The sequence below is a fragment of the Pseudomonas sp. 5Vm1k genome (genome assembly GCF_056161485.1).
The window spans coordinates 388,272-401,180 of the sequence record NZ_JBSPCZ010000003.1 but is presented as its reverse complement, the minus strand read 5'-3'; the positions used below and the strand labels follow the sequence as shown (position 1 = coordinate 401,180).

The window sequence follows — 12,909 nt, the reverse complement described above, 5'->3', positions numbered from 1 at the left end:
CATTCCTTCTGGTTAACGATCAGTTCTTCGCAGCATCCGCGGCGACGGCTTTCTTGGAATCGGCAGCCGCTTTAGCTGGCGCAGGCTTTTTCGCCGGGGTCGCAGCTTTGGCCGGTGCTTTCTTGGCCGGTGCCTTGGCAGCAGCTTTCTTGGCTGGCGCCTTTTTCGCGGCTGGCACGGCTTTCTTGGCGGCCGGTGCAGGTGTCACTGGCGCGACCACTGGTTTGGCGGTCTGGGCAACCATGCTCACCGGCGCTGGAGCAGGCATGTTGTACTTGCTCAGCAACGCCACCATGGTGTTTTGCGGGGTCACCAGCAGTTCCACTCGACGGTTCAGGGCACGGCCTTCATTGCTGTCGTTGGCGGCACGCGGTGCTTCACCGCCCATGCCGCGCAGCATCAGGCGATCACGCTGCAATCCGCTGAGGCGGAAGATCGCTGCCACGGCCTGGGCGCGTTCCTGACTCAGTTTCACGTTGGCCGGAGCAGCGCCGGAGGTGTCGCTGTGACCGAGGACCAGCACAGCGGTCTTAGGATCGACTTCGAGGATTTTCGCGACACGGCTGAACGGGCCAAGGGTGACCGGCAACAGCATGGCCGGGCGATCCGGGTTGAATGAGCTGTCCACCGGAGCCGTGACTACCAGCACGTTTTCGCGGCGCTCGAGTTGCAGGTTGCTGTCCTTGATCGCTTCGCGCAGGCGCGGTTCGTAGTCGTCGAGCCAGGCCTGGGTCACTTTCGGATCAGGCATCGGCACGGCTTTGGCGGTGCTCTGCTCTTTGCCGCCGAACGGCCACCACCACTTGCCACCCGAATCGGCGTCAGCCTTGGCGACGTCGGCGGGTTTGGCTGCAGGTTTGACATCGGCCTTGGCAACAGGCTTGTCGGCGCTGTCATCGGAACCGAACGGCCAGTACCAATGGCTGCTGCTTTCAGCCTTGGCCACTGGCGCGGTGATGGCTGCTTTCACGGGTGCAGGTGCCGCGGCTGGGGCCGGCTCTTTGGTCGCGACTTTGTCGGAAGAACCGAACTGCCACCAGTGGCTGCCGCCCTCGGCGTCATTTTGCGGAGTTTGCGCACAACCGGTGATGGTGAAGCACAGTGCCAAAGCGAGAGTTTTATTGGAAGACATTGGATATCCACAAAATGAAGTAATAAACACAGGCCCACATCGGGACCGCATAAACAGACGCTTTGAATCGAAAAAGGTTACGAGGTTCCTGTGCAGGAACGTTCAGCAAAGCTTTACAGACAAGTGGCAAGCACCCGTACGAGCTTCTGCGCGCGTGGATCCATCAAGACATACGGTCCCAACGTATTTGTCACAAAACCGAAGGCCACATCGTGCTCTGGGTCAGCAAAGCCGATGGACCCGCCAGCGCCCGGATGACCGAACGCCCGTGGGCCAAGGCCATAGGTGGCATTTGGGACATCCGGTTGATCGAGCATGCAACCCAGGCCGAAACGGGTCCGGGTCAATAAAGTCTTGTCTTCGCCCAGGCTGTGTTCGCGGGTCAACTCATCGAGCATTTCGCTTTCCAGCAGGCTACCGTCCAGCAGACCGGCGTAGAACCCGGCCAGGCTGCGGGCGTTACCGTGGCCATTGGCGGCAGGTTGTTGCATGCGCCGCCATTCCGGTTTGTTGGTGCTGGTCATGATCGACGGCGGGTTGGTGAACGCCCGGGTGGTCATAGCCGTCGGCTCGCGCATGGTCACTTGCAACAGGCGCTGGGCTGCGGCATCGCCGACGTTGCCCTTGCCCCGGGCGATGTGCGCCACACGGTGAAATTCTTCATCGGCCAGGCCGACATGAAAATCCAGGCCCAGAGGCTTGGCGACCCGCGCGACGATGGATTCCCCCGGGCCACGACCGTCGGCACGACGCAGTAACTCGCCCACCAGCCAGCCGTAGGTGATCGCGGCATAGCCGTGGCCCTGGCCCGGCGTCCACCATGGTGTTTCGGCGGCGAGCGCGTCGACCATGGTTTGCCAGTCATACAGCGCTTCGGGGGCCAGCAACTCGCGCAGGGCCGGCAAACCGGCCTGATGGCAGAGCAATTGGCGCAAGGTCACGGATTCTTTGCCGGCGGCGGCGAATTCGGGCCAATAACGGGCAACCGGGGCATCGAGTTGCAACTTGCCTTCCGCCACCAGTTGCAGCGCGGTAACGGCGGTGAAGGTCTTGGTGCAAGAGAACAAGTTGGCGATGGTGTCGCTGTGCCAGGCTTCAGTACCGTCCTTGTCGGCGGTACCGGCCCAAAGGTCGAGGACGGTTTCACCGCCGACCTGGATGCACAACGCTGCGCCACGTTCCTGGGGATCGTCGAACAGTGCGGCAAAGGCTTCGCGCACCGCTTCGAACTTAAGCTCGTAATGACCCTGAATCTGCAAACGCAACTCCCCGGATAAACGCTCTACAAAGTGGTCCGCATTGTTCCAGCCCTAGAGGGTTTTGGGAACAGGGGCGGGCTGGGCGGTGTAGCCGCCCATAGATTTGTTCTGAAAAATGATGATGGATCCGACGGCGCCTTCGCGGGCAAGCCTCGCTCCTACAGGGATCGCGCAAATACTGTAGGAGCGAGGCTTGCCCGCGAAGAACGATAACGCGGTCTTAAGCCTTAATGCCCATTCCCGGAATGCCCACCCGCATGCCCGGCGCCCTGCCCCGGGCCTTTGCCGGCGTCGCCTTTTCTGCCGCCTTCGGCTTCGTGGCTGGCTTTATCCGCCTCGGCCTTGGCCTTCTCGGCCTCTTTGCCCAGTTGATCAACGGTCAGCAAGTTGCTTTTACGCACGCTGTCGACAAAACCCTGGAACGGCAGGTCGGTAATGCCCACCAGGCCGAAGTGGCCGTTCTCGCCGTCAAGCAAACGACCGGTCACTGGCTGATCGAGGTACTGGAACCAGTGCACGCCGACAATCGACGGCTCACTCATCGCCTGTTTGAGGAAGTTGGCGTAGGCCGGGCCACGGTCTTCTTCCTTGGCCAGTTGCGTCACGCCGCCCCAGAACGGGCCACGATCCGCCGAGCCAAAGTTGAACTCGGTGATCAGCACCGGTTTGTCCAGGTTGCGCAGTTTGGCGAAGTCGTAACCGTCCTGCGGTTGCAGGGTGTACATGTTGAAGCTCAACACATCGCAGTACTGCGCGCAGGACTCGACCGCTTCCGGAGTACTAATGGCAAACCGGCCGCCGAGCAGCAACTGGTTCGGCGCGTGCCACTTCAGCGAGTCGGAAATGGTCTTGAAGTAGGTGTCCGCAAAGACCTTCTGGAAGTATTTGAAGTCAGCTTCGATTTCCGGGTGTTCGGCGTTTGGCAGCGGCGCTTCGAAACCCGGGTCTTCCATCAACTCCCAGGCCGGCAGGTCAATACCCCAGGCTTTCGACAGGCCCGCCTGGTTGCGGTACTTGTCGCGCAGTTGCTTGAGGAATGCACGTTTGGCCGGCACGTCGGTGGTCATCTTCAACGTGCCGTAAGCCAGGGCGTACCGGGCTTTCGGATCATCGCCGGGACCGGCCCAAGCCAGCTCGTTGTCGGCGAAGTAACCGATCAGCCACGGATCGTCACGGTGATCCCGGGCCGCGATGGCCACGGCGCGCTCGGTGGCCATGGCGAAACGCGGGTCGAACGGATCGGGCATGCCGCCCCACCAGTCGGTGCCGGTGCTGATGCTGGCGTAATCGCCGACGATCGACAGCGGCAAGGTGTACGGCACGCGATCGGCGTTGCCTAGCGCCGGCTCGCTCCAGTTACCGACAGTGTTGAAGCCCCAGGCTTGCAGGCGATCCAGGGTGTGGTTAGTCCAGCGCTGCTCATCAACTACCGCTTTGCAGGGCTCGACCGCTTTGGCGACGGTCGCTTCGGCGGCGTTGGTCTTGGCGGCTTCGGCAATACCGGATTCGGCGGTCGAAGGCGCGACAGGTTGCTCAGCGGCTTTTTCTGCCGTCTGCGCCACCGCATCAGCCTTGGCCGCTTCGGCAACACCGGCCTTGGTTTCGCTGGTCACCGCGCAGGGTTGACCGTAAAGGCGTTGCAGGTTGGCGCCATAAAAGTCGTACCAACGACCGGCGTTGTAGGCCCGGCCCTGATCGGCGCCGTTGCCGCCACGGTTATCGCCTTCGCCATAATGGCTGGCCAGAGGCTCATCAGGTTTTGGCAGGTTTTCAAACATCCACTCGCGACCGGCGATGTAGGTTTGATCGACGTCCGGGGCGACGGTGTTCACGCCCAGGGAATAAAACGGATGGCCTTCCGGCGTCACCAGATACCAGCGTCCGTCACGTTTCTCGGTACGGAAAAAGCCGCTGGCCTTGAACGCCGGGCCTTTGTTCCAGCCACCGAACTTGTCCAGGGACGACTTCTCGCGCTCAGCCAGCCAGGTTTTCAGTTGTTGCTGTTCTTTTGCCGCGGCGGATTTCAATTGCTCGTCGCTGCTGATCTTTTCTGGCCATTTGGCCCGGGTCGATTGGCCGTAAGCGTCCACCAGAGCGCCATACACGGCTTTGCTCACGTCCTCGCCGTCCTGCACACCAAAGCGCTCCAGCAGGATGCTCTGAGCAACTTTCGGCTGATCCATCGACAGGCTCACCGACACCACTTGGCTGCGATCCAGTTCACCGCTGCTGCTGGCGAGCAACACGCGCTGACCGTCGACCGTCATGGGCATCGGCGGGCCGGCCTTCATGCCCTGACTCAACGGCGAACTGGCCACCAGCGGCACCAGCAGGGTTTGCGCCGGGCCGGCCGGCAGATCGACGCGGCTGACCAGGGTCTTGCCGTCGTTGCTCTGGATGGTCACGTAGAGGGTCAACGCCCAGTTCATCGCGCTCTGGACCCGCAGGCTCATGACACCCGACTGCGACCAGTCCCAGGCACCGGTTTGCGGGGTCAGGCGCAACGCAGGCTTGGCCACCGGGTTGAAAGTCACCCGGCGCAGCACTTCGCCTTCGGCCGTTTGCTCGGCGTTGGATTGCGGCAAGCTGGCGTCCTGGGTCGCCACCTGGACCACGTCGGCGGGGCGAACAAAGTTGAACAGCGTCTGCTGGCCGGCAGGCGCGGCGAGCAAGGGCGTTGCGAACAACAGGGCAAATACAGCAGGCAACGAACGACGAATCATGAGAACGAAATTCTCCCTAACGACCAACAATGGCCAGTGGAAAAGCGATGGCAGAGAGATAGACAACGCGGTGGGCAAAATTGCCCGCCGGTGTATCAGGAAATTTCACGTCGGAAGGGAGGCAATGCATTGAGGATCGCTTTGCCATAACGCTGAGTCACCAGACGCCGATCCAGCAAAGTGATGGTGCCGCGATCTTCTTCGGTACGCAGCAAGCGACCGCAGGCCTGGACCAGTTTCAGCGAGGCGTCCGGCACGGAGATTTCCATGAACGGATTACCGCCACGCGCTTCGATCCACTCGGCCAACGCGGCTTCTACCGGATCGTCGGGCACCGAGAATGGAATCTTCGCGATCACCACGTGCTCGCAATACGCACCGGGCAAATCCACGCCTTCGGCGAAACTCGCCAGGCCGAACAGCACGCTGGAATCCCCGCCATCAACCCGCGCCTTGTGCTTGTTCAGGGTTTCCTGTTTCGACAGGTTGCCTTGAATGAACACTTGCTTGCGCCAGTCGCGGTCCAGACCGTCGAACACGTCCTGCATCTGTTTGCGCGAGGAGAACAGCACCAAAGTGCCCCGCGAACCTTCCACCAGCGACGGCAAGTCACGAATGATTGCGGCGGTGTGGGCCGGCGCATCACGCGGATCGGCTTTCAAGTCCGGCACCCGCAGTACGCCAGCGTCGGCGTGATGGAACGGGCTCGGAACCACGGCGGTCACGGCTTTTTTCGGCAGGCCGGCGCGCATGCGGAAACGGTCGAACGTACCGAGGGCGGTCAGCGTTGCCGAGGTCACCAGCGCGCCGTAGGCCACGTTCCATAGATTGCGACGCAGCATTTCCGCCGCGAGGATCGGGCTGGCGTTGACCTCGATATCGAACAGCGAACCGCTTTCTGCCAGGGTCAGCCAACGGGCCATCGGCGGGTTGTCTTCCGGGTCTTCGGCGGTGAACGCGGTCCACAACTCCCAGTTGCCTGAGGAGCGCGACAACAGGCTGCCAAACAGCGGATACCACTCTTCGGCCTGGTTGCTGGCGATGCCGATATTGACCTCATCGTCCATGCCTTCCTTGAGCAGTTCGGTGAGGCGGGTGAACAAATCGGTCAGGCGGGCGAAGGCTTTTTTCAGCTCGATGCCCATCTCACGCATGTGCTCGGGAATGACCCCGGCAACGAAGCGGTGACGCGGCCGTTCACGGCCTTCGACGTCTTCGCCGGGTTTGAAATCGGCGACCTGCTCACACGCGGTGAACATGAACTGCTGCTGAGTCTTGATCTCTCGCGCCAGCTCCGGCACTTGCTCGATCAATTTGCCCAGGTCGCCCGGCAACGGGTGCTGGGCCAGCAGTTTGGTGAGGTTCTTGGCAGTGGTTTCCAGCCAGTCGGCGGTGGAACGCAGGCGCGTGTAGTGGGCGAAGTGACCAATTGCCTTGTCTGGCAGATGGTGGCCTTCGTCGAACACGTAGATGGTGTCGCGCGGGTCCGGCAGCACGGCGCCGCCGCCCAGGGCCAAGTCGGCCAGGACCATGTCGTGGTTGGTGACAATCACGTCCACTTTGCCCATGCCTTCGCGGGCCTTGTAGAAGGCGCACTGGCCGAAGTTCGGGCAATGCCGGTTGGTGCACTGGCTGTGATCGGTGGTCAGCCGCGCCCAGTCGGCATCTTCCAGGGCGGTGGACCAACTGTCGCGGTCGCCGTCCCATTTATTGCCGGCGAGCTTCTCGATCATGCTGGTGAACAGCTTTTGGCTGGCCTCATCCACTTCGATCTTGAAGCCTTCTTCTTCGAACAGTTGCGCGGTGGCCGTTTGGGCGTGGCCTTCCTGCAGCAACATGTCGAGCTTGGACAGGCACATGTAGCGCCCGCGGCCCTTGGCCAGGGCGAAAGTGAAATTCAGCCCGCTGTTGCGCATCAGGTCGGGCAAATCCTTGTAGACGATCTGCTCTTGCAGGGCCACGGTCGCCGTGGCAATCACCAGGCGTTTGCCGGCAGCCTTGGCCGTCGGGATCGCCGCCAGGCTGTAGGCCACGGTTTTACCGGTGCCGGTGCCGGCTTCCACCGCGACAATCGCGGGGTCGCCACTGCGCCGGCCTTCGTCGTCGGTGTCGATGTCACCGAGGACTTTGGCAATTTCGGCGATCATCAGGCGTTGGCCGTAGCGTGGCTTGAGGCTCTTGGCTTCAAGAAAACGCGTGTAGGCGCCCTGGATCGTGGTTTTGAGTTCGGTGCTGATCATGGATTGTCGGGCGCAAAAAACGCTGGATAAATTTTCAGTGGTTCGGATCGGCGGCTATCATACCGCGCTAATTAATCCCGCGCAGAACGGAGTACCCCAATGACCGCTTTTAGCCTCGTTTATACCCTGCATGTCCTGTCCGCCCTGGTATGGGTTGGCGGTATGTTTTTCGCCTGGATGGTCCTGCGCCCGGCGGCGATGAAGGCCCTGGAAGGCCCCGGCCGGTTGAAGCTGTGGGTAGAAGTGTTTCAAGGTTTTTTCCGCTGGGTCTGGGTGGCAGTGGTGCTTTTGCCGATCAGCGGTGTGGGCATGATTCATCTGCAATTCGCCGGGTTTGAAGCGGCGCCGCGCTATGTGCAGGTGATGATGGGCTTGTACGTGGTGATGACCGCGCTGTTTATCCGGATTCAGGCGTTGTTGCTGCCGGAGTTGCGCACGGCAGTGGACGCGCAGGATTGGCCGGCGGGTGCGGCGGCGCTGGGGAAGATTCGCAAGTTGGTGGGGATTAACCTGATTGTGGGGTTGGTGCTGGTGGCGATCGCGGCGGCTCGGCCGATGTTTTGATGGTTTTGGGGGGGGTTTGAGTTTTGTGCTGGACTCAGGATCCACCCCTCACCCTAACCCTCTCCCCAAGGGGTAGAGGGGACTGACCGAGTTGTTTGTTTGAGTTACATCGACCTGAAAGTCCGAGCCGAACTCAAGTTTTGAACGGCATGAAGATCGGCTCCCTTTCCCCCTCTCCCCTCTGGGGAGAGGGTTGGGGTGAGGGGTGGTTCTAATCCCAAAACCCAATTACAACCGCTGAACCGTCACCGACCCCGCCGCACCGGCAGGCCCCGGCTGACCATCGACACCCGGACGGCCGCTTTTGCCGCCATCAGCCTTGTACACGAGGCAACCCTTGGCCTTGCCACCCGCTCCCGGTTTACCGCCAGGCCCAGCCAGACCACCGGCACCGCCGGCGACTTGAACCTTGATCTGTTCCGCCGGGTAATCGCGCGGCACTTCCAGGCGCACCAGTGCACCGGCCGCCCCAGGCTGGCCGTCGCTGCCATTGCTGCCGTCGAAACCATGACCGGCCTGGCCCCAGGTACAACCCGGCTCTTCGCCATTGGCGCCATCCAGACCGACAAACCCCGGTGCGCCGGCACCACCACGCGCGTCTACGATCAGCTTCGGTGCGTTCAATGATTTGATCTGCAAATTCAGGTTACGACCCGAGCGCGCAGCCTTGAGATACGTCCCCGGCGCACCGCGAGCGGTGATCAGGCTGCCTTCGGACAAATCGGCACGACTGACTTTCAGTTCCAGCGCCTGTTCGCCAGGCACGATGGCGATCCGCGCATCGCGCCCCAGGCGCAATTCGCCGACGGTCACTTGCGTCACATTCGAGGGGATCAGCAAGGTGCCGTAGTCAGCGACTTCGAGTTTTTCCAGCTGCAAGGTGCTGGCGGTGTTGGGCAAACGCATCAGGGAATTGGTTTCGACGCTCACCACCTGGGCGCAGGCCAATGGGCTGATGAGTACCGCGAGCAGACAAAGTTTACGCATGGGAAGCCTTCGGTACGGCCGGGGCCGGAATGGTTTGCAGGTGGAAAACACCAAAGAACAGAATCTTCAGGCGATCACGCCACGGATGGGCACGACCTTTGAGGCTGCGGTTACACAGCAGCACTTCCAGAAGATGGATAACCGCCAGAAGAGCGCCGGCCATACTGACCAGCAGGTGCAGCGGATTGATAAACGGAATCAGCAGATTGACCAGTACCACCAGCCAGAACAATAGGGTCAACAGCTTGCCCAGCCCCCAAAACACCTTCATACGCTCCACCGTTGAGAATTATTCTTTGAGCGCACAGTAACGGCTTCCGCAAGGGATAAGCCAGAGGGCGAGAGAAAATTCTTCAACATGGCCGCCGGATTGCCGACTTTCGTCGCCCGGCGGCTCTAGAACGAGGCTCTTCGTCATGCGTCAGCGGTTGATGTGCAATTCCACACGTCGGTTTTTTGCCCGCCCTTCTTCCGTTTCGTTATCGGCCACCGGTTGGCTTTCACCTTTGCCCTCGCTGGTGAGTTTGTTAGGCGACAGGCCCTGACTCAGCAGATAGGCCGCCACGCTGCTGGCGCGACGTTCCGACAACGCCTGGTTATAGGCATCCGAACCTTTGCTGTCGGTATGACCCACAACCTTGATGCTGACCACGTCCGCATTCTGCAACTTGCCCATCAATGCATCCAGCTGGCTGCGGGCGGCGGGGGTCAGGTCGGACTTGTCGAACGCGAACAGCACATTGCCGGCATCGCTCAGGGTGATGACTTCGGAGACCGGTGCAGATTCGACGGGTTTCACGCTGGCCGGGTATTGCGGCAACGGGCAACCACGATGATCGACCGGGGTGTTGGCCGGTGTGTCGGGGCAACGATCGCGGCGGTCGAAGACCCCGTCGCTGTCTTCATCGCCATCCTGGGCGTAACAGATCAAACCACCGGTCAAGATACCGAGCGCCGCACCACCGGCCGCCCAACCGCCACTTTCGAAAGCGCCCAGGCCACCGCCGACCAGGCCGCCAATGACGCTGCAAATCGGCCAGGTACGTTGATTCAGGGGGGCAGTGCCATCGCTGTGAGTAGCGCAACCGGTCAACAGGCTGCCAAGCAGCAGAACCGGTAAGACGGTCCTTGTGAGAACGCTCATTTGTGAATGCTCCTGTGTTACCGGCCCATACCGGTTACACAGGAGTAAAGACCCGCATCCGCGACTGCACAAGCCGCGGAGCGGAAGGGGCTTAACGCTCGATTTTGATTTCGGTGCGACGGTTCAACGCACGACCATCGGCAGTCTTGTTATCGGCCACTGGCTGGCTTTCACCTTTACCGGTCACCGACACGAAGCTGCTGCGCGGTACGCCATCGTGAATCAGGTATTCCACTACGGAATGTGCGCGTTTATCCGACAGTTTCTGGTTGTAGGAATCACTGCCCACGCTATCGGTATGCCCGGTCACGCTCAGGCGAGCAGTGGACGATTCCTGTTTCAGGCGCGTGGCGACTTTGTCGAGCACTTCTTTATCGGAAGGCGTGAGCGTGGCTTTGTCGAACTGGAAGTGAACATCGCGGATAACAATGGTTTCTTCCTTGACCACTACGACTTCCTCGACCACTGGCGCCGGGGCCGGTGGTGGGCAGCCATCTGCATCGACCTGCACGCCTCTAGGTGTGTGCGGGCACTTGTCGCGACTGTCCGGCACGCCATCGCCGTCTTCGTCGCCATCGCCGTGCACCCAGCAATAGGCCGCCGCCATGCCGCCGACGAACAGCGCGCCGCCGCCAGCCCAGGATGCACTTTCCGTCGCACCCAGCCCCGCACCGACGACACCACCGACTGCCGCACAGGTCGGCCAGTCGGTTTTCTGCAAACCTGCGCAACCAGTCAACACACTGGTTAGCAGAACCAAGGGTAATGCTGTCCGAACTATGCTCATCTAGTTTTCTCCTGAGGGATCGGCTTAAAACCGATTCAGGGAGTAAAGACCGGAGTTTTAATCTCCGCCAGCAATAGGCCATGGCGGTTTTCCCCAATGATCACGGTAGTTCGGCACATTTGGCGTTCAGTGGCTCTAGGCCCGAACGTTGGGGCAGGCTAGTCTTGGCAGACTCTGATTGAGGATCTTCGATGATTGCAGGTATTTCTTCACGCACGCCCCAGCAGGCGTTGGCCGCTTTGCTTGACCGCTACGCCCCCGCGCGCCTGTTGCTGATAGGTGCCAGCCAGTTCCCGGCGCTTGAAGCGTTCAAGCTCGCGCACCCGGACAGTTGCGTCGCCCATGCGGCGCCCGGGCCATTGCCGGCAGAACTGGCAGCGCGGCGCTTTGACCTGGCGCTGGTGGTCGATTGCCTGGAGCACCTGCCCAAACGCGACGGCCTGAACCTGTTGGGCGGGATCCGCAATCTCAACGCCAGTCGCATCGCGGTGTTGGCGGATTTGCCGGCCAGCGGCTGGCAGGAAACCGATTTTTTTTCCCTGGCCCTGCAAGCCAGCGAACGCTTCCAGCGCGACGATCAGGTGTTGACGCTGTTCACCTATGATCTTCTTGACTATAAACAGGTGCCCGACTGGCTCAATTCGCGGTTCTGGGCCAATCCGGAAAACTTCGGGAAATACTGGTGGTAACGCAATGAGTACATCCATTTGCCCTTGCGGCAGCGGCACCCTGCTCGATGCCTGCTGCGGCCATTACCATGCCGGCCATCCGGCCCCGTGCGCCGAAGCCTTGATGCGTTCGCGCTACAGCGCTTATGTGCTGGGGCTGATCGACTATCTGGTGGCGACTACCCTGCCCGCCCAACAAGCTGGGCTCGATCGTCAGTCCATCAGCGACTGGAGCGCCCAAAGCACCTGGCTGGGCCTCGAAGTGGAAAGCTCCGAGGTGTTTGGCGGTCAACCGGAGCATGCCTTCGTGACCTTCACGGCCCGCTGGCACGATGGCGGCGGTGAACACAGTCACCGCGAGCGCTCCTCGTTTGTGCAGAACAACGGCCACTGGTACTTCATCGACCCGACCGTCCAGCTCAAGTCTGGGCGCAATGATGCTTGTCCGTGTGCGAGCGGGCAGAAATTCAAGAAGTGTTGCGCGGGGTATTTTGGCGCTTGAGGCTCTTTGTAGGAGCGAGGCTTGCCCGCGAAGAAGCTGATGCAGTCTTTCTGAAAGTCCGAGTTATCGTTCTTCGCGGGCAAGCCTTGCTCCTACAGGGGCTAGACTGGTTCTCAAGGGAGAACCACCACCATGATCCGTCAACGCCACGCCTTACATCTGCTCACCCTGTTCATCCTCCTGAGCCTGGGCGGCTGCGCCTCCTGGTTCAGCGACGACGAGCCGGATCCCGAGGTGCACCTGGTCAAGGTCGAGGTGGTACGGGCCAAACTGCTGGAACAGAAATTCCTCCTGCATTTTCGCGTCGACAACCCCAACGACAGTGACTTGACCGTCCGCAGCCTTGAATACCGCATTCATCTGGGCGACATACTGCTGACCGAAGGCGAGCACGAGCACTGGTTCACGGTGGGTCCCAAGCGCAGCGCCTATTTCAAAGTGCCGATCCGTACCAACCTGTGGCCCAAGGTGCGCGACCTGGTGAAAATGCTGAAAAGCCCCAAGCAACCCATCCCCTACCGTCTGGAAGGTGAACTGGAAACCGGTTTATTCATCGCGCACTACGTGCACCTGGCGCGTAATGGCGTGATAATCCCCGCCGATTTAATTCCGGAGTAACCCCGATGACCCAGCAACCCCATGTTCATGGCCCTGACTGCAACCACGATCACGACGATCATGCCCATGACCACCATGATCACGACCATGGCCATGTCCACGGCCCGAACTGCGGCCACGCTCACCAGGAACCGGTGCGCAACGCCCTGAAAGACGTCGGCCGCAACGACCCTTGCCCATGCGGCAACGGCAAGAAATTCAAGAAGTGCCACGGCGCTTGATACTTCGGGCGAAGAACTGCTTCGCCGGTTGAATCGCCTTCGCGAGCAGGCTCGCTCCCACATT

Annotated in this window: 13 protein-coding genes; 5 read left to right on the top strand and 8 right to left on the bottom strand. The window is 61.0% G+C overall.

Annotated elements, in window-relative coordinates; all coding sequences use genetic code 11:
• Window positions 1–19 precede the first annotated feature (19 nt).
• The 4 genes from ACWIKB_RS08410 to dinG all read right to left on the bottom strand — a co-directional run bounded on the left by ACWIKB_RS08410 (window position 20) and on the right by dinG (window position 7,354).
• The gene (locus ACWIKB_RS08410) at window positions 20–1,132 is read right to left on the bottom strand and encodes an OmpA family protein (RefSeq protein WP_475266163.1); all 1,113 of its coding nucleotides are present in this window, start codon (window positions 1,130–1,132) and stop codon (window positions 20–22) included.
• 113 nt (window positions 1,133–1,245) lie between these two features.
• Entirely contained in the window at window positions 1,246–2,391 is a 1,146-nt protein-coding gene (locus ACWIKB_RS08405) for a serine hydrolase domain-containing protein (protein WP_475266162.1), read from the bottom strand.
• Between the two features lie 227 nt (window positions 2,392–2,618).
• Entirely contained in the window at window positions 2,619–5,114 is a 2,496-nt protein-coding gene (locus tag ACWIKB_RS08400) for a beta-agarase (protein ID WP_475266161.1), read from the bottom strand.
• Between the two features lie 95 nt (window positions 5,115–5,209).
• Entirely contained in the window at window positions 5,210–7,354 is a 2,145-nt protein-coding gene (gene dinG / locus ACWIKB_RS08395) for an ATP-dependent DNA helicase DinG (protein WP_475266160.1), read from the bottom strand.
• Window positions 7,355–7,453: 99 nt separating this feature from the next.
• Here dinG and ACWIKB_RS08390 point away from each other — a divergent pair, with 99 nt between their 5' ends.
• The gene (locus ACWIKB_RS08390) at window positions 7,454–7,918 is read left to right on the top strand and encodes a CopD family protein (protein WP_475266159.1); all 465 of its coding nucleotides are present in this window, start codon (window positions 7,454–7,456) and stop codon (window positions 7,916–7,918) included.
• 228 nt (window positions 7,919–8,146) lie between these two features.
• On the opposite strand, the gene ACWIKB_RS08385 is transcribed toward ACWIKB_RS08390, so the two are convergent.
• From ACWIKB_RS08385 to ACWIKB_RS08370, 4 genes are all read right to left on the bottom strand, one after another.
• Window positions 8,147–8,905, bottom strand: coding sequence for a collagen-like protein (locus ACWIKB_RS08385; RefSeq protein ID WP_475266158.1), 759 nt, complete (start codon window positions 8,903–8,905; stop codon window positions 8,147–8,149).
• Window positions 8,898–9,176, bottom strand: a complete 279-nt coding sequence (locus ACWIKB_RS08380; RefSeq protein WP_475266157.1) for a DUF1145 domain-containing protein — start codon at window positions 9,174–9,176, stop codon at window positions 8,898–8,900. Before ACWIKB_RS08380 ends, ACWIKB_RS08385 begins: the two co-directional genes overlap by 8 nt.
• A 150-nt stretch (window positions 9,177–9,326) precedes the next feature.
• Window positions 9,327–10,049 carry a PA1041 family peptidoglycan-binding anchor lipoprotein gene (locus ACWIKB_RS08375; RefSeq protein ID WP_475266156.1) on the bottom strand — a complete coding sequence of 241 codons (723 nt, stop codon included), beginning with the start codon at window positions 10,047–10,049 and terminating at the stop codon, window positions 9,327–9,329.
• Window positions 10,050–10,140: 91 nt separating this feature from the next.
• Window positions 10,141–10,836, bottom strand: a complete 696-nt coding sequence (locus ACWIKB_RS08370) for a PA1041 family peptidoglycan-binding anchor lipoprotein (protein WP_475266155.1) — start codon at window positions 10,834–10,836, stop codon at window positions 10,141–10,143.
• 191 nt (window positions 10,837–11,027) lie between these two features.
• On the opposite strand from ACWIKB_RS08370, the gene ACWIKB_RS08365 reads away from it, so the two are divergent.
• From ACWIKB_RS08365 to ACWIKB_RS08350, 4 genes are all read left to right on the top strand, one after another.
• Complete coding sequence (locus ACWIKB_RS08365) at window positions 11,028–11,525, top strand: DUF6231 family protein (RefSeq protein WP_475266154.1); 498 nt, start codon at window positions 11,028–11,030, stop codon at window positions 11,523–11,525.
• 4 nt (window positions 11,526–11,529) lie between these two features.
• A complete protein-coding gene (locus ACWIKB_RS08360) occupies window positions 11,530–12,006 on the top strand; it encodes a YchJ family protein (RefSeq protein ID WP_475266153.1) in 477 nt (158 codons plus the stop codon).
• A gap of 132 nt (window positions 12,007–12,138) precedes the next feature.
• Complete coding sequence (locus ACWIKB_RS08355; protein WP_475266152.1) at window positions 12,139–12,624, top strand: LEA/WHy family protein; 486 nt, start codon at window positions 12,139–12,141, stop codon at window positions 12,622–12,624.
• A gap of 5 nt (window positions 12,625–12,629) precedes the next feature.
• Window positions 12,630–12,845 carry an SEC-C metal-binding domain-containing protein gene (locus ACWIKB_RS08350; protein ID WP_054046981.1) on the top strand — a complete coding sequence of 72 codons (216 nt, stop codon included), beginning with the start codon at window positions 12,630–12,632 and terminating at the stop codon, window positions 12,843–12,845.
• The last annotated feature ends 64 nt before the right edge of the window (window positions 12,846–12,909 follow it).